This is a genomic window from Pseudoalteromonas sp. PB2-1, from assembly GCF_045040605.1.
GTDB classification, from domain to species: domain Bacteria; phylum Pseudomonadota; class Gammaproteobacteria; order Enterobacterales; family Alteromonadaceae; genus Pseudoalteromonas; species Pseudoalteromonas arabiensis.
The window spans coordinates 3511363-3530117 of sequence record NZ_CP090667.1; the positions used below are offsets into that span (position 1 = coordinate 3511363).

Annotated in this window: 10 protein-coding genes and 1 riboswitch; of the genes, 2 read left to right on the forward strand and 8 right to left on the reverse strand. The window is 40.9% G+C overall.

The window, feature by feature from the left end:
- Window positions 1–362 precede the first annotated feature (362 nt).
- Entirely contained in the window at window positions 363–3293 is a 2931-nt protein-coding gene (locus L0Z67_RS16465; RefSeq protein WP_130150937.1) for a TonB-dependent receptor domain-containing protein, read from the reverse strand.
- Window positions 3294–3509: 216 nt separating this feature from the next.
- Here L0Z67_RS16465 and L0Z67_RS16470 point away from each other — a divergent pair, with 216 nt between their 5' ends.
- Window positions 3510–4241, forward strand: coding sequence for a LytTR family DNA-binding domain-containing protein (locus tag L0Z67_RS16470; RefSeq protein WP_228074352.1), 732 nt, complete (start codon window positions 3510–3512; stop codon window positions 4239–4241).
- A gap of 64 nt (window positions 4242–4305) precedes the next feature.
- Here L0Z67_RS16470 and L0Z67_RS16475 read toward each other — a convergent pair whose 3' ends face one another.
- The 5 genes from L0Z67_RS16475 to L0Z67_RS16495 form a co-directional block, all read right to left on the reverse strand.
- Window positions 4306–4716 (reverse strand): hypothetical protein, encoded by a 411-nt coding sequence (locus L0Z67_RS16475; RefSeq protein WP_062567492.1) that lies wholly within the window; start codon window positions 4714–4716, stop codon window positions 4306–4308.
- A gap of 56 nt (window positions 4717–4772) precedes the next feature.
- On the reverse strand, window positions 4773–6848 hold the full coding sequence (locus tag L0Z67_RS16480; RefSeq protein WP_405128270.1) for a S9 family peptidase: 2076 nt from the start codon (window positions 6846–6848) through the stop codon (window positions 4773–4775).
- A 109-nt stretch (window positions 6849–6957) separates the two neighbouring features.
- Entirely contained in the window at window positions 6958–7527 is a 570-nt protein-coding gene (locus tag L0Z67_RS16485; RefSeq protein WP_237115283.1) for a chitin-binding protein, read from the reverse strand.
- Window positions 7528–7640: 113 nt separating this feature from the next.
- Window positions 7641–7731, reverse strand: a riboswitch (cyclic di-GMP riboswitch).
- Window positions 7732–7854: 123 nt separating this feature from the next.
- Complete coding sequence (locus L0Z67_RS16490) at window positions 7855–10992, reverse strand: efflux RND transporter permease subunit (RefSeq protein WP_062567490.1); 3138 nt, start codon at window positions 10990–10992, stop codon at window positions 7855–7857.
- 9 nt (window positions 10993–11001) lie between these two features.
- On the reverse strand, window positions 11002–12177 hold the full coding sequence (locus tag L0Z67_RS16495) for an efflux RND transporter periplasmic adaptor subunit (protein ID WP_062567489.1): 1176 nt from the start codon (window positions 12175–12177) through the stop codon (window positions 11002–11004).
- Window positions 12178–12431: 254 nt separating this feature from the next.
- Here L0Z67_RS16495 and L0Z67_RS16500 point away from each other — a divergent pair, with 254 nt between their 5' ends.
- Window positions 12432–14942: a zinc-dependent metalloprotease gene (locus L0Z67_RS16500; RefSeq protein WP_062567488.1), complete on the forward strand. Its 2511-nt coding sequence runs from the start codon at window positions 12432–12434 to the stop codon at window positions 14940–14942.
- A gap of 52 nt (window positions 14943–14994) precedes the next feature.
- Here the strand turns inward: L0Z67_RS16500 and L0Z67_RS16505 are convergent, their stop codons facing one another.
- The gene (locus L0Z67_RS16505; RefSeq protein WP_062567487.1) at window positions 14995–15609 is read right to left on the reverse strand and encodes a hypothetical protein; all 615 of its coding nucleotides are present in this window, start codon (window positions 15607–15609) and stop codon (window positions 14995–14997) included.
- A 297-nt stretch (window positions 15610–15906) separates the two neighbouring features.
- Window positions 15907–18729: a TolB family protein gene (locus L0Z67_RS16510; protein WP_405128271.1), complete on the reverse strand. Its 2823-nt coding sequence runs from the start codon at window positions 18727–18729 to the stop codon at window positions 15907–15909.
- Window positions 18730–18755: the final 26 nt, after the last annotated feature.

Consider the following 18755-nt stretch of genomic DNA (forward strand, 5'->3'; position numbering starts at 1 on the left):
CAATACAGCAACGCCACTGTTATTAGTGGCGTTTTTATTGGGCTTAACGGGTTGCATTTATAAAGCGCATTTTAGCCTGCTCGCTATATCCTTTTTAAATCAGACTGGATGACCAAATAACTTGTAAATATGAATTAGCCATCATTCATATGACTTAATGGCATTAAGTAAGCATGAGTCTTTATAGAGTCGAAATGATAAAGCTTTGAGCAAATAAAAAGCCCTCAAAAGAGGGCTTTACGTAGGGAAAATCGTTAAACAACAAGCGATTCATGATCTACATTAAAGCCTCTTATTCGATACAACAACGCCACTGTTATCAGTGGCGTTTTTATTGGTATAAGTGGCATTAAATCACTTATTTAAAACTTACTTCTAAAACCTACATAGACAGTTCGACCGATAGGATCATACGTACCTGCATCAGTTTCAGCTCCTGTATCTGAACCAGTTACACCTGAAATGATACGTGGTGGTTCTTTATCAAATAAGTTATTTGCACCTGCATACAACTCTATTGAGTCAGTTATATGATAACTTGCCTGAACATCATGGTAAGTAACGGAACCAACCCCTACAGACCCTGCAGGAATGTTATCAAACGAATTTAAGAATTGATCATCAAAAGCAGCATCACCAATAAATGTTAAGCTCCAATTAAAGTCAAAATCATTATACTTGTAGCCAAAGTTCCAGTTAGCCTTATGCTCAGAAGAGCCTACCTCACCAGCAAACTCATCTTTATCGGCACCAGGTAGTGGAATTGTGTAACCATCAATTAGGTAAGTATACGCTAAACGCGTTCTGAATTGACCAGGACCGATGTCACTAGAGTAAGTTAAGGTCAAATCAACCCCTTCAGTACTTATACCACCACTATTTGATTGTCCACTGTCAATAAACTCAAGTGAGCCAGCACTGTTATTACCTGCTGCGGCACTGCGACGAGTAATAAAGTTACAAAAACTGTCGTCACCGCCACCATAACACTGCGAAAGTATAAATTGGCGTGGTGTTGGAACGATTGCATCGGTTACCTCGATATCAAAATAATCGATTGTGATATCTAAGCCAGAGATTAAGCTTTCTGGTGTAAACACTACACCCACGGTTACGGAATCACCCACTTCCTCTTTTAAATCAGGATTACCACGATTGAAACCACTGATACCCTGTAAATCTGACTGGTTTAGCGTAAACTCACCATTTGTCGCGATGTTATTTGCAATACCAACATCGGCACGACACGCATCACCCAGAGCACCATCACCCGTACTAGAGACACCTACACAAGGATCATTTAAGCCACTAGGGAAAGTTTGAGAAGGTGGTGAAAATAGTTCATCAATATTAGGAGCACGAGTAGAACGAGCGCGTGTTGCACGAAGACGTAAATCCTCAGTAACTTCCCAATCAACACCCACATTCCAACTTTCTGTGTTTCCTACTGTTGAATAATCAGACAAACGAATTGCTGCATTCATGGTAACAGATTCAAGTACTGGAATATTAGCCTCTACATAATACTCTGTTACATCAAACTCACCTTCTGTAGCAGGAATTGCATTACCTGCATTTAAGCCAGCTTGTTGTAGTGCATCAAACTCACTACGTGAGAACTCTTCACGATATTCAAAACCTGCTGCAATACCGACCATACCTGCAGGTAATTCAAATAAATCACCAGTGATATTACCACCGATAATCTCTTGCTCTACAGAAGTCGACAACATGCTTGGCGCTCGAACAAAGTCTATTGCACTTTGCGACATAGAGTTAAAACCAAAAATATTGACTGGAGCACAATTAAAGCTTCTTGCAGTGGCATCCAAACAAATTGCTTCGTTGGTAATTCCATCATTGTCTAAATCTTGGCTATCAATAACAGCCTCTAAACCTCGGCGAAAGCTTTGTACATTAACTAAACCACTAGAAAGCTGCGCTTCTTTTGTTTTACCGTATACATAGTAGGTGTCATAAAACCAACTATCGTTAATTTCACCTTGGAAACCAACTGCTAGTCTGAAAGTATCACGCTCAGCTCGTGCGCCGCGGTTACCAATATCAGAGAGTCGTTTTGCAAAGAAAATATCTCTTAAGCCATCACCATCAGTGTCTGTTGCTGCGTTATAGATTTCATCCGGTACAAATGCATTACGCAGTAGCTCATCATTAACCAAAAATTCGATAGGAACACGCCCGTTAGCATAAATATCATCTGAAGCAAAAGGAAAAGGTTCTAGCTCAGACTGAGTTGATGTTGATGCATATGTACCTTCAAAAAAGAACGTATGTTTATCGGTAATATCGTAGCTGCCGTTAGATGCAAACAAGTAACGCTCTGTAGGAATTGCGAGTGCCCTTACACCATTTCGGTTAAAGCCATTTGCTTCAACACCGTCACCACCATTGGTGCTGAATGAGTCTTGTAAGACGTTGTTGCTGTTATACGTAAAGCGCGTGTCACCCGCATCAAATCGTCCCTGTGGAGGAAATGATGAGAAAAATGGACGTACAGCTTCAAAAATATCACTCGCTTGTCCTGTTTCGCTATTTTCAAAAGCAATTTGAGCAATTTGGTCAACAGAAGAACGTGAACGGTCTCGAGCAAAAACACCACCTTGGTCAGAATAACCTAGGTGAAACATTACTTTCCCTTTATCATCCAAGCCACTAAAGCCAGAAGTCACTGAGAATTGTCTAGATTGATCATCCCCTTCTTTAGACTCACCATACTGGCCTTCAAACTCTATTCCTTCAAAATCATCTTTAAGGACAAAGTTAACTACACCCGCTACAGCATCAGAACCATACACCGACGATGCACCACCAGTCATAATTTCAACACGTTCAATAAACTGACTTGGTATGGTATTTAAATCAACGGCTGAGCTACCAGGAACACCGGCAACATAACGTCGGCCATTCACAAGTACAAGCGTTCTGTTCGAGCCTAAGTTACGTAAATCTACCGTCGCAACACCTGCACTTGAAGTATTGAAGTTTGAGTTTGTACGACTAATTGCCGGTGTACCAAATGCTGGGTTTTCAAGTAATAAGTCTTGAATGTTTAATGAACCTGAAGCATCAATAGCCGAGCTATCAACAACTTGAATAGGTGCTGAAGACATAGCTTCTGCAGAGCGAATTCGCGACCCTGTCACTTGAATACGCTCAACCTTTTCTAATTCTTCATCCTGTGCCACCGCATTTACCGACACGCCTCCCATCATTGCCATCGCAATTGCAGAATAGACAAATAATGGACGTGGATTTTTTTCGTTTTTTATCATGGTAATTCCCCTGAAAATTATTTGTAACCACTTAGTTACAGCTCGCCACATTATTGGGCTTTATGCATTTCAGATAGCTGCATTTTGTAAGCGGATTAAAATTAGGGATAAGCGGAATATTTTGAGGGACAACTAAATTGTAAAATAATTTGAATAGAAAATAGGAACAGACACGGTCTTATTGTTTTTAACAGGTACGCTACATTCGGAGCTACAATGCAAAGCATTTTATTTAACAGCATAATACATATCGCAGAGCCGCAATTTGCAAAAATGCTTGAAAGCGCAATAACACGGCACCATAGTTTTCACTCCATTACTGTCATTAATGAAATGAGCAGTTTTAATTTTGAAAATACTCACGTTGCTTTTTATCAACTCAATTCATCGCCTAGCTCTCTTGAGTTGCTACAACTAACAGAGCTTGCCAAGCATTTAAAGCTTGTTATTGTTGCTGATTCGGCGCAATTAGCTAACTTAGCTTATGAAATAGGTGCTATTGACTTTATACTTACAACTGCAAATTCTATGCGAATAAATCAGTGTTTTGAGAAGCTTATTCATTTATGCCCCCTTGCCAGCGCACATCATCAAGAACACGTGCAAGAACAAGAAAACTCCCATTTAATCGTCCGAGATGTAGGCAAAGTGAGGCTTGTTGATATTGAAGAAATCGTATGGATAAATGGGGCTGGTAACTATGTAGAGTTGCATTGCCAAGATAGTCCTCGCCCAATATTACACCGCGAAACGATGAAAAACTTAACAGAGAAGCTGGCAAGTAAGGGGTTTATTCGTATTCATCGCTCTACTTTAGTTCGTAAAAAAGCAATCAGTGAGTTGATACCGACCGACTGTGGTGATTATAAAGTCATTTTAAAAAGCAACGCGATTTTAAATTTATCGCGCCGTTTTAAAATGAATCTAGAAGGTATTTTGGGGATCTGAGCAATAACCTATTGGGTACTTTGCAAGCTCATTTAATAAAAGCCCAAATGGGCAGGCTTATAGTTTATGTTGCTGACTCTAACCAAGCTCGCATTTCTTCACACTGCGGATTAATTTCAAGGAAGCTATTTATATCTTTATGAAAGGTCACCCTGAGTCCACTGTCTTTCCACACAGACTCTATCAAACTTTGAGCCACACTATTAGGTGCCACATAATCAACTTGTTTATAGCCACGTGATTTAACCGTTTCAAAATAAGCTTTTGCTATATGAACGCTTTCTGCGGTGGCTAATTCAAACTGCTTAACATTTATTATTAAATGATGAAGGTTTTTTATTGAGTTGCCTGTTATTTCGTCTGCTATTTTATTCGTGAAGTCAACAAACGCCTCTTTATTAACACAGCCTCTAAACTCAATAAATACGCAAGGAGGGCTTATTTTATAAAACCACTCCCCATGGGGCTTAAACATAACCAAACATCACTCTTACTACGTTTAAGGTAATATTAGCTTTAAAATGGTTATTTTCAACCTAATAGAGCCATAAAAAAGGCCATTTCAAGCGCTTTCTCTTCAAGGCTTTTAAAGCGTCCAGAAGCGCCTCCGTGTCCGGCATCCATATCCGTTTTAAACACAACAATATTGTCGTCTGTTTTTATCTCACGCAGTTTCGCAACCCATTTCATCGGCTCCCAGTATTGTACTTGCGAGTCATGAAAACCCGTCGTTACTAATATATTTGGGTAGGCTTGAGCCGTAATATTATCGTATGGGGAATAAGCGTTAATGACTTCGTAAAAGTCGGGATCATTTGGGTTACCCCACTCATCATACTCATTCGTTGTAAGAGGAATACTCTCATCAAGCATGGTTGTCAGCACATCTAAAAAAGGTACGTGACAGCCCACGCCTAAATAAAGCTCTGGTGCTTGATTTACGACAGCCCCCATTAATAAACCGCCAGCACTTCCCCCTGAGGCAAACACCTTCTGTGGATGTGCATAGCCTTGCTCAGTGAGTGAGCGAGTAACATCAATAAAATCGTTAAAGCTATTTTGTTTATGCTGTTTTTTACCTTGTTCATACCAATGACGACCTAGCATTTCACCGCCACGAATATGGGCAATGGCATAAACAAAACCACGATCAAGCAGGCTCAATAAACAACTAGAAAAACTCGGATCCGTGGTAACGCCATAAGCACCATACCCATATTGCAACAAAGGGTTAGAGCCATCTTGATTGAATTTATCAATACGATACACCAATGACACTGGTACTTGCTCACCATCTCTTACGGTGATCATTAGTCGTTCTGAACGATAGTGCTCTGGGTCAAATTCACCAAGTACTTGCTGTTGTTTTAATAACGTTTTGTTGCCCGTTTTTAAATCAACATCATACAATGAACCTGGTGTTGTTAGACTTGAGTAATAAATACGTGCAGAGCGAGTGTTAGGCTCAGGATTCATCGCTATTGCAGCATAATAACAAGGGTCTTCAAACTCTAATGTGAGTCGCTCTTCCTGCTTATCAACAACCACAAAGCGGGTTTGACCAAGCTCTCGCTCAGTTAAAATAAGATAGTCATTGAATATTTCGACCCCTTCCAATAACACATTATCACGGTGCGCAGTATGCTCCTGCCACTGTTCTTTTGTAGCAATTGTGTCGGTTGTGGCAGTCATTAAACGGAAGTTTTTGGCTTGCCAATTTGTGACTATATAAAAAGTATCGCCAAGCTTATCAACATCAAATTCATGGCCTTCTTCACGCGGCATTAACGCGCTGAACTCCCCCTCGGGATTGTTAGCATCAAGTACCCAAGTATCGTTCATTTCAGTCGTAGCCAGATCAATAATAATTAAGCTTTCATCTCGACTTTTGCCAAGTCCTAGAAAAAAGCTTTTATCCTGTTCTTCATACACTAAAACATCATCGGTTTGTGGGGTGCCTAAAACATGGCGATACACCTGAAAACCCAATAAAGTTTGTAGGTCTTTTTTCACATAAAAAACTGTTTTACTGTCGTTAGCCCAAACAATTTGCCCTTCTGTGTTTTCAAGTACATCGCTGAATACTTCGCCATTGGCAATATTTTTAAAACGCACGGTGTAAATACAGCGGCCTTCGGTATCTTCAGAATAAGCAAGTAATTGCTCATCAGGACTAATTGCGACTTCACCTAGTTCATAAAACTCATAATCACTGGCTAGTTGGTTTACATCTAACAATAACTGCTTGTCACGGGCTTCAATTGAACGACTTCGGTAATGGCGCGCATATTCATCATCACCACGAACTTCTGAGTGATACCAGAACTGGCCATCCTTTACAGGAAAGGTATTATCATCCTTAACTATCTGCCCTTTTAGTTCGTTAAATAACGCTTCTCGTAGTGGTTTAATACTGGCAAGCTGTTTTTCACAATATTCATTTTCTGCATGTAAATGTGCCAACACGTCTGCATTTTCGCGCTCATCGTCACGCATCCAGTAGTAATTATCAGTACGAGTTAATTGATGAGCTGTTAATTGATGAGGTTGTTTTTTAGCTACAGGGGTAGGCGTTAATAAAGACAGAGAATAAGAATTTTGCGACACAGGAAAAACCACGATTAAAAACGAATGACCCGAGTCTAACACAGAAATAAAAAAGCCCACTCAAATTGAGTGGGCCAAACAATGCTAAATAGCATTTAGGGGGAAACTATCAATGTGATACTTGCTGCCATGCCATGGGCCAACTTTTACCCACACCAGGTTCATAGAGTGGGTTGTGTGATTCTTTCACACGACAAAACTCTGTATACGGCCAAGGTTTACACATATAAATATGGCCAGTCTTTGGTTGTAGTACTTTTACACCTGAGCTGTAAGCATTGCATGCTTGCGGATAAACATAATCATACTCTTGATTTTTATCCTTTATTTTCTTTTCGCACTTCGCAATACAGTTAAATGCCACTTTTACATGGGTTATACCCGTGCTTTCTAATGCATAAATCTGATTGAGCCGATATGCTACGATGAGACCCTGCTCTGTTATTTTTCCTGCTCGAATCATGGGCATGTGCACATTTATATGCTCAGCAATTGAACGAGGCCAATTATGAGGCTCACCCTCATCAGAGCTAGTAATAGGGTACTGAAATGACAAATCAGCTAACTCACCTTGCGCATCATAAAAAGTCACAACCACCTTATCCCCAACAAAAAGCTGAGTATGATGATTTAAGCAACCTATCGGCAACCACTTTCCAGAAGCCAGTGACATATGCATAAACAAAGTAACACCCTAAGAACAGCTAGTAGGTACTATCCAATAACAGCCGTACAAAATAAATACAATTTTAGTTTGAGGCAATAGATCCAAAGCACGAAGAATGTGCGCTTTTCAGCGGCCCCGCTATCATAGCTTTGTAATCAAAACCTTAGACCGGAAACTTTGCGTCCTAACCTTTCGGTTAGTTTGCCAAAAACTGAAATGAGTATAATCCTCAGTTGAAAACAAATCAAACAAAAGAATGTAACCGAAAGATATGTATAACAAGCAATTACTAGTCACAAATAAGCTATAAAAAAGCCAACCCGAAGGTTGGCTTAGTCATTAATCTCTTACCGCACGTCGATTTGGTATGAGTTCTTTCACTGAACGGAAAAAACGTAAGAACACATGGCCTACATCACTCATCACAATATACAGGCAAGGAACAAGTACCAATGTAATGAGAGTTGCAAACATCACTGCAAAACCAAGGGCCACTGCCATAGGAATAACAAACCTTGCCTGCAAACTCGTTTCAAACATAATAGGGAGTACGCCAGCAAAGGTTGTAATTGACGTTAAAGTAATTGCTCTAAAGCGTGCACAACCTGCCTCAATAACAGCTTGACGAGTTGACATTCCCTCTCGTCGAGCTTGGTTCACAAAGTCAGTCATAACTAAAGAGTCATTGATCACCACCCCTGCAGCAGCAATTAAGCCAAAGCCTGACATTAAGCTAATATCTAAATCAAACCAATAATGCCCCCAAATAGCACCGGTCAAGCTAAACGGAATCACCGACATAACGATCAATGGTTGTGAATAACTTTTGAGTGGCACCGCAAGTAAGATATACACTAAGAACATCCCTGCAGCAAAAAACATTAATTGCTCATTCGCCTGTGCTTGCTGCTCTTCAATGGCACCGCCTAATTCAGTTTTCACTGATGGGAACTCTTCTTTAAGCTTTGGCAGTAGTACGTCGTCGACCTGCTTGACCACTTCACCTGGTTCTATGGTTTCTTCGTCAATGCTGCCGTAGATATATACAGTACGGTAGCCACCTTCACGGCGAATATAACTAATCCCTGGCTTTTCGGTTAGCTCAACCACATCACCAAGCAGTACTTCTTTGCCAGCAGGTGTCGTCACTACCGCATGTTTTAAAGAAGCAAATGCTTCACGCGTTAATTTAGGATAACGCACCATTACACGTACTTCTTCACCACGACGAATTACACGCTGGGCTTCTCCGCCGTAAAAACTTGCACCAACTTGATTGGCAATTGTGGCAAGGTCTAAGCCTAAATCATAAGCAACTGGTTTTAAGCTAAGTTGGACTTCTTTACTAGCAGGGTCAATTGTCGAGCTAATATCAAATAAGCCTTTTTGCTGTTGCAGCAACTGAATAAAACGACGACCCGCATCATTTAAAGTATCAACATCGGGCCCATAAAGCAGGTATCCAAACTCGCCATCATTGCCGCCGCCATTTACATCGTCGTAGATTTGCAATGATTTAACACCGGCAATGTTTGGCATCTGTTCACGCCAACGTCGCGATAGCTCGAAAGCATTATATGGACGCAAGTCCTCATCTACCAATGGTGCTAAGATTTGTGCTTCAGTACGCCCCTGATTAAAGACCAAAATATCACGTAATAATGTGTGACCAAACTCACGTTCTGTCTCTTGATCAACCTTTTTAACCATGGCTTCAATTTCACGAATTGCTTCAATGGTCTGTATATCAGATGCATTTTCATTCATTTCTAGGTTAATTTGCGGAAAATCATGGGGGACTTTTGGTGTTGGTACAACACGTACTTGATTTGACGAAATTAAAGCGAATGTCAAAATCAAAAGACCAATAAATGAGAATAACACTAACCAACGCCATTCAACACAACGCTCAATAAAGCGTTTATACGGGCCATTCACAAAGTTAAAGAAGCGCTTGTTAAAACGTGCTCGCCAACTCTCAGGGTTAATAGGTGGAAAGTGAGTATGGGCAATGTGCGCAGGTAGAATAAGCTTTGATTCTATTAAACTGAATACCAGACATAAAATAACGACGACCGCGATACCATAGAAAAAAGCACTCTCAGGGCCGCTTGATAAAGTAAATGGCGCAAATACAGCAATCGTCGTTAATACCCCAAACGTTGCCGGAGTTGCTACACGTTTGGCACCGTTCACAACGTTAACGACGCCGCCCCCTTTTTTCTCTATCTCAGTGTAGGCACTTTCCCCTATGACAATTGCATCGTCAACGACAATACCCAGCACCATAATAAACGCAAATAGGGATACAATGTTAATAGTGATACCAAAAACAGGCATCATCATCATGGCACCTAAGAAACAAATTGGTAAACCAATCATTACCCAAAGTGCTAGTTTAAAGCGCAAGAAGATAGACAACATGATAGCCACTAAGATAGCGCCTTGAAAAAGGTTGCTTTTCATCATGTCTAAACGCGCATTCAAGTAATACGTCATGTCCATCAGTGGTTCTAGACGTAAACCCACAGGCAGCTCTTTGTTCTTTTTATCTATGTATGCTTTCACCGAGTCAGCAACGGGGATCATATTTTGCTCTTTCGTTGCTTTAACCGATAAATACACTGCATTTTCACCATTGAATTTAAAGTAACGCTCACCCTCTGTGAACTGGTCTTTAATAACAGCAATGTCTTGTAACAAGACTTTCGCACCGTTAGCTCCCACCTTTACAGGGATTTGACGGAACTCATCACCACTGTAATATTGGTTTTCAACACGTACAGAAATAATTCCTGCATCAGTGCGTAATTGACCTGCTGAAATATTCGCTGAGTAGCGGCGTACGGCATTAGCAACATCGCTTAATGTTAAGTTATATTGGCGCAGAGAATCTGGATCAATTTCAATTGCAATTTCATCAAGCGGCACATCATTTTGCACCAAAGACACATTTGATAACTGCAATAACTCATCTTCAATTTGATTAGCTATTGGCTTTAATTCTGTGAGTGGCACATCACCGACTAATGTCATCCCAATAACATCTTGACGAAACTCGACCTGACTAATTGTCACCGGCTCCATCCCCGCAGGAAAGGTCGCAATTCCGTCAACGCGAAGTTTTACTTTATCAAGAACGTCGGTTAATTCTGCATCGGTATTAATTTCTAAGCTAGCACGCCCATTGTTACGAAATGCGCGGTAAACACCACGTTTAATTTCGGTCACATCTTTGAGCGACTCTTCAATTTTAATCAGAATACTTTCTTCAATTTCTTGTGGTGATGCCCCTGGGTAATTAGCTTGCACCTCAATATAATTGATCTCAATATTCGGAAACATCTGACGCTGAATAGTAAAGTAACTTAGTATCCCCATAGCAAGGATAAAAAACATCATTAAGTTTGCAGCGACCGAGTTATTAGCAAAATAGGCGATTAAACCAGGCTGCTTCTGTGTTGTTGTATCACTCATACAGCCACCTTACAGCTTTTCGACAGCAGCAGTTTCACCTGCATCGCTTGTCATTTCTTGCATACCGGCTACTTTTACTTCCATACCCGCTTGCGGATACTCAGGCAGTGTCAGTACAAGCTGATCATCAATATTTAAGCCATCGCTAATATAAAAATATTCACCTTCTTCGCGAACAACAGTCACTTTACGTGGCTCTAGTTTTTGCTCATCGTTAACCACCCAAACGGTTTGATTATTAACCAATGATTGCGGTAAGCGATAGATATTTTGCAATGTGGCACCGGCAAAATTAACTTGCACATAAGCGCCAAATTTAATGGGTTGTACATCATGCTTTAAACCATATGGGTCATCGACACGAACGACCAAGTTGCTCATACGTGTTGCGTTATCAACGACACCCAAGTCACGGTCCACCACCGCTTCACGGGTAAAGCTATTTAGGCCTTTATTGATAATCGTAGCCTTAATGCCTTTAATTCGTTTAGGTAAAAATACGCTGTCGAATCCTGCGATAGGGACAATAATTTCAGCACTTTCAATATTGTTTAACTCAGCAACCTGACTGCCTACATTAATATATTGACCCACACCAATTTCACGACTTATCACCAACGCATCATAAGGAGCTTTAACTTCACATCGTGCTAAATCTCGCTCTGCACGTTTCAGTGCAGCTTGAGCCGATTTAACCGCAGCTTGCGCACTTAGAACTTGTGGCTTACGTAAAAATAAGTCCGTACGCTCACGTTCTGGATAACGCTTAGCTTCATCGAGCGCGACCTTTGCTTGTGCTTGCTCTTCAATTAATGCAGCTTGAGCACTCGCCAATGATGCTTCGGCTTGTAATACAGCGGCCTCGTAATTGTCTTTTTCAATCGTGAATAACACTTCACCACGAGCAACAATGCCACCTGCAACAAAGTTTGGATGCCAGCTTGTGACTTCACCTGCGACTTGAGATGCAAGCAGAGTACTTTCAAGCGGTCTAACTTCACCATAACTGTTAATAATAACTTGATGGTCATCACTTGAGATAGCTTCCACTCGAACAAGGGGTCTAGAGTCAACCACCTCTTTATCTTGTGGCTCTTGGGCAATAGCATTAATACCTACAAAGCCAGCAATACCAAGGGCTAAAGCAGCAAATGGTAACATCCATTTCAATACATTCGTGCGCATAACTTACACCTTTTAAATTTCTACTGCCTCTATCATACCAAAGCTGACAGAAACATTAATGTGACATTTGTAAGTAACTGTTACAAAAAGAGCCTAATACACCTACAACAGCTAAAAATAATTTGTTACTAAATAAAACTCTCAACTTTTCATGATATTAGAGAGAGCGCTTTACACTTGTTAACAAACAAACTTCTATCAATTAGCAATTTCATTAAACTCGTGCCTGAAAAAAACAAATGGAACGACTAAAAATGAAAACAACCAATATTGCTGTGGCGTTAAGCATTGCTTTTGCCATAAATGGGCATGCACTTGCAGCCAAAAAAGAGGACAAAAAGCCTGAAACACTGGCTGAGATGATTAAAGATAAAACCGAATACTCAGGTATTTTTACTCTTTATCAAGATGAAAAAACAGGTGAAAACCTAATGGTCATAGACCAATCACAACTTGATACACCCTTTGTCTATTTTGCACATACCGTAGATGGTGTGACCGATGCGGGTCACTTCAGAGGCGCGTACCGTGAAACAAAACTCATTGAATTTAGAAAGTATTTTGACCGTATTGATATTATAAGCAAAACCCCTCGTTATAAATTTGATCAACACTCCGCTCTGGCTCGCTCTGCTGATGCAAATATCAGTGAAGCAGTGCTCGCTAGCATCAAAATTGAGAAAGAAGAAGACGATAAAATAGCATTTAATGTTGATAAACTGCTTATAAGTGAAGCACTACATAAGGTATCTCCTTGGCCAAATCCAGACGATAAAAATGCTAAAAAGCGTTTCAAATTAGGAAAATTAGACGATAAAAAATCGCGCATTGTTCAGCATCGTCCTTACCCCAACAATTTAGATATCACTGTCGATTATGTGTTTACTAATGCCAATCCTAGTGTACGTGGCTCTACAGCAATAAGTGATCCTCGCAATGTATCGATTAAAGTACAACACTCCTTTGTTGCTTTACCAAAAAATAATTATCAGCCACGCCATGATGATGCGCGTATCGGTTACTTTACAAACCAATTTGATAATATGACTTCTGCTGACTGGGCACCTTACGAGGACGTTATCAAACGTTGGGATTTACAAAAGAAAGACCCTACAGCTGCACTTTCTGAGCCAGTCAAACCAATTACTTGGTGGATTGAAAACACCACCCCTATTGAGTGGCGTGACACGATTCGCGACGCCGTGCTTGCATGGAACCCCTCATTTGAAAAAGCAGGCATTAAAAACGCTATTCAAGTAAAAATTCAACCTGACGATGCAGATTGGGATGCTGGCGATATAAACTACAACGTATTACGCTGGACAGCCTCTCCACGCCCACCTTTTGGTGGTTATGGACCTGCCCTTGCTAATCCAATAACCGGCGAGATCTTAGGCTCTGACATCATGTTAGAGTATGTTTTTATGAAAAATCGCTGGATGTACGAGACCTTATATACGCAAGGCGCAGCCTCATTAACCTCTGACGAAAATAATCCTAACTTACACTGTTCATTAGGTCACACTATTCAAGAAAACATGCTACTTGCAAAAGGCTTAGGGACTAGAGCAAGTATTGAAGATAAAGAAATTTTACGTCAAGGCTTAACCCAGCTGATTCTCCATGAAGTAGGTCACACACTGGGGTTAAACCACAACATGAAGTCATCGATTTTATGGGATGAAAAAGAAGTTCACGACAAGAGTAAAACGCAAGGTATCGTGACAGGCTCGGTGATGGATTATGCGCCAGCCAACATTGCGCCTATTGGCATGCAACAAGGCGATATATTCCAAACTAAGCCAGGCCCTTATGATGATTGGGCGATTGAATATGGCTACAGCCAAGCACTAGCCGATGCAGATGCTGAGCAACAGCGCCTTGAAAAAATTCTTGCTCGCTCATCAGAGCATGCACTCGCATTTGGTAATGATGCTGACGACATGCGTGCTCCGGGTCGCCATATCGACCCTCGTGTAATGATTGGCGATATGTCATCTAACCCTGCAGCTTATGCAGATGATCGCATGGCACTTATCAATACGCTGTTTTCTGAATTGAAAGATAAAGCCACCGTTGAAGGTGAGTCATACCAACAGCTTGTTACCTCAGCTAATATTTTATTTGCTAGCTATAGAACACAAGCAGGCGTGGTGTCGCGTCAAATAGGTGGTGTTTATGTAGAACGCAATGTCGTAGGTGATGATAAAAATGGCGCGCCATTGACTCCTGTGTCACTTGAACGCCAACAACAGGCAATGCAGATTTTAGCCGACAAAGTGTTCTCTCCACATGTACTTGCTAGCATGCAACCACTTTATAACTACCTGCTACAACAGCGCCGCGGTTTTAATCACTATGGTAAAAATGAAGATCCTAAACCACATGGTATGATTTTAGGCATGCAAAAGCTGGTACTTGCCCAGCTATTACACCCTGCTGTGATGCTGCGTATTTCAGACAGTGCTATATATGGTAATGAGTATTCACTTAACCAATTTATGAATGACTTAACAGCAAGCATTTTTGTCGATGGCAAAAAAGCAAATACGTTAAGTCATAACTTACAAGTTGAGTATGTGAATCAACTGATTGCCATTGCCGGTTTAACTAAAGCCAGTAAGCACGATAATCTCGCTAAAGCTGCGGCTCTTTATCAACTTAACCAAATTGCTGATATCAGCACTCCTTGGGGAGCAGATACTGCTGCTAAAGCGCATAAACAATATATTAATCGCTTAATTAGCAAAGCATTAGACGCTTAACCAACAGTAAAAAAGGCTGCCAATTGGCAGCCTTTTTTACTCATTGTTTCGCCTATGCCATTGCAGGGCGTGATTTATAATATTGGATACAGCCAAGTTGTGCCGCATTTGTTAGTAAGATCATCACAAACGTTAAAATATGCGATACACTCGGTGCCACCATCGACAGCTCAGCGCCAAGGCCACAACTACCAGCAATAAATTGCAGACTAAAATAACGAGCACTTAAATTACTAATATCACCACTTTTAATGGTTTTATAAGTTTGCGGCATAACACGAATCGAACTCATCACCAAGCCAACATAAGTTAACCAGTTAAGTACAGTGGCCATATCAAGCGTCGGACTGAGCAACAAAGTAAACGGTACAACACATAGCACCAACAATCCTGCTAACTGCAGTCGCTGCTGGCGAGCTGCGTTATATCGAACAAAGTAATAGAGAATTAAACCGCTGAGCATGCCCGTTACAATAAACGGCAGTACCATGTAAAAACGTTGAAAATATAAATTGTAAGTAATGAAGTAGATGCTCTGTGCGACACCAAAACTCATCATCAACAGTGATACGCCCGACACACTACGATTTTTACGAATCTTATTTAATAGCGGATAAAAGCTAAACGCTAGAATAAAACATGAAATAATCGGCAAAAAGTGCGCCAAAACAACCCCCTCTCGTTACAATTTAGTTAATAAGTTAGCAATTTATCAATCACCGTCACTAAACATGTAAACAACTGTTTTTTAAGTGATTTAAAAGAGCGCGGCATTTTAATGAGGCCCACAGAGAAAGCAATGAGGTAGAAAAAACTGCCAAGCTGTAAGTGGCAAGAAACACATACAGACTGTAAAGTTAAAGCAGCATACTGCCGCCTTCGTTTACAGTCTATTTAGAATAAAATAAGACTTGAGATATTTAGCGTATGGACAAGCAGTATTTAACTGCGCATCTTGTTAGTATTACAACGAGTAGTAAAAGCTTAGCCAAGCGCGTAAATCATTTTCAAAGTCGTCGCTTTCTACTCGGGCGACGCCAAAGTCAATATTTACATCATTTAAACCCGCAGGTCCCAGACCAAAGCTAAAGTCTCCTCGCCACTTGAGACCGTAGCTTTGCGCATAGACTCGGTTATCAACTTGATGCTGTTGGTAGTAAAGCCAAGGTAATGAATCTTTGTAACTAATGCCCCCGCCATAACCTTTATAACGGTTACCAAGCTGGCTAAAAAGTGGCAATTCAGGTGCACTAACAAAACCGCTTTGCGTGTCTTTATTAATTAAATTTGACTCATAGCCACCTAAAGCAAGTGTATGGTCATCACGATATTGCTGAGCAAAATTTACATAAACAGGAACATCAAAGGCATAACCACTCAGTACGGTCGCAAAGTTATAACCCTGCCAATTATTTGAGTCAGCATCACCGGATAACCATTCCGCTCTCAAGGACTGACTAATACCATAATGCTGTCTATCATGTTGCCATTGCTGCTTAAGTCCTAGCTTTAGCCATTGATCGTCACCTTGGGCATAGTTACTGTAGTTGTAACTTAATGTCGGTGTGATATTTAACTGCTGAAACTGCATCGGGTAACTCATGGCAACATGTGCACCTGTGTTACCAATATTTAGCGGCGTTTGTGAATGGTACTGTTTTGCTGATTCAAGGTCGTAATCAAATAACAGCGCTTTAAATTTTAAATCAAACGCTGAGTATTTAGCTGCCGCGAACACTCCCTCTAGTGCTTTATCATGTAAATCAACACTAAAGCCTGCTTGTAAATCGAGCTGCTTCAAGAAATCACTACTTTTTAGCCCAAGGGTAAGAAGCGAAGATGAAGCCGAATAATATTGAGATGCTAACGAAAAGGTTGGTTTTTGTTGCCATATATCATAATTGGCTGGCTGGGTTGGACTTTGCTGGTAAATCTTCGCCTCAGGTAATACTTCGCTCGTTAACTGCCCTCGTGGTGGCGCTGCGCTTTTAGCAAATTTAGTAACCTCTGATCCTTGTGGTTGCTCTGCAAAATGCTTGATATTCGGCCCCTCAGCAGTGATCGATAAATACAAAAGTTCACCGTTATTCATTGCCATTGGGTGTGCGACGGCTTCTTGCCCTTGTGTTAATTGGCGTAGTGAGTAGCTATTAAGATCATAATGATACAAATCGAGAGCGGCATTCTTACCAGCGACAAAATAAAGCCCTTTGCCATCTGCTTGCCAATTAGGTTGTGACACATACTGATAGCCCACAGGCATAGGCACAGCTATTGATTGCTGGGAGTTTAGATCTTGTATATACAACTGCCAATTTGCATTCAATGCCACTTTTAAATATGCAAGCTTAGTTTTATTAGGACTTAGTAATGGATAGTCATAAACCGTTTCTAGGCTCTTCTCAAATAAAGGCGTAGAGACACCCGTATTGAGATCAAAATGCACCAACTCCGAGAAGCCATGCCTAGTTTGCTCGGCGTAAACAGTTTGTCCGTTATCGCTAATTGTAAAGCGACGCAGCCCCGCATGATGGGTTAATGCACTTATCTCACCAGTTTCAATATCATAGCGATATAAGTCCGAGATACCCTGAATTGAGCCTTTACCAACGGTTGTTGTAGCGCTAAAAAACAGTGTATTTTCGTCTAGCCACTGCGGATTCTTTATACCCTGCTTATTGATTTGATGAAGCACGTGCTTTTGTTTACGTTTAAACACACTCGGTGCTTTATCGGCAATATCAACAGGATCGTTATCAAGCAGCTGTTGTTGCTGCTTTGCAAAATCATCTGCTGCTTGTTGATTATCGGCTGTGCTATAAATAACTAGCCGCGTTTCATCATCTTTGTTTCGCTCTACAATAGCGAGTTTACTATTATCTAAACTTAAAACGGGGTTTGATGCATATAAATCAAGCTCTAACCAAAGCTCACTTGTAAGTGTTTGCTCACTCACCTCTTTAGCCATTGCTCTATAAGTATATTCAGCAATAAAGCGACGATAAAGCCGCTCAGGTGAGTCGCCCAATACACCGCTAAAAGCGTCATTAAAATCGCGCGATTTAACCGCTTGCATACGTGTCCACACAGCATCAAGGGTCTTTGGAGAATAGTTATCTTCTAACCAAGCGAGAAAACGAGCGCCCATTAAATACGCCATTGATCCGGCCATATAACTGTCTTCAGTACGATTTAATTGCCCATAGCTTGGCAGTGCGCCTTGCTGTGCAAATTCAACCAGTATGGCTTCGGAAAGATTATCGTATAAACGGCCACGCCCCGTCATTTTTGATTCTAATAGCGTTGCATAACCCTCTGCGACCCAGCGGGGCATATCGCTTTGTGATAAATCGTAGAGATCCCAAATATTTCTAATTGCTTGTCGAGGCAAGCTGCGTGTAGGCTGAGCCAAATGAACCAAATGAATGTACTCATGCAAAATGAGTAATTGCTGCCAGCTATCTGTATTGGCAATCATCGAATCTGATTGTGGAGGTGTCGTAAATAAAGCCATTAAAGGCTTGATTGTAACCGGTAAAGCAAAGCCATTAGATGCGTTAAATGGATCAAAAACAACAACATCAATCACTTCATCCAACGCGCGGTTTTGTTGTTTTAACACCTTATTGCGAACAATTTCCAGCTCGGTTGCCGCTGATTGAGCCCATTGCTGATTTTCTGTACTAAAATGGACATTGAAATGCTCAGTATGAATTGTTTGCCATACTTCTTGACTAAACGCTTGCCCAGCAACAAGTAAAGTACCAATCAACAATGCTTTTATCATCTTAATCCCTGACTGTGTTATTTCAG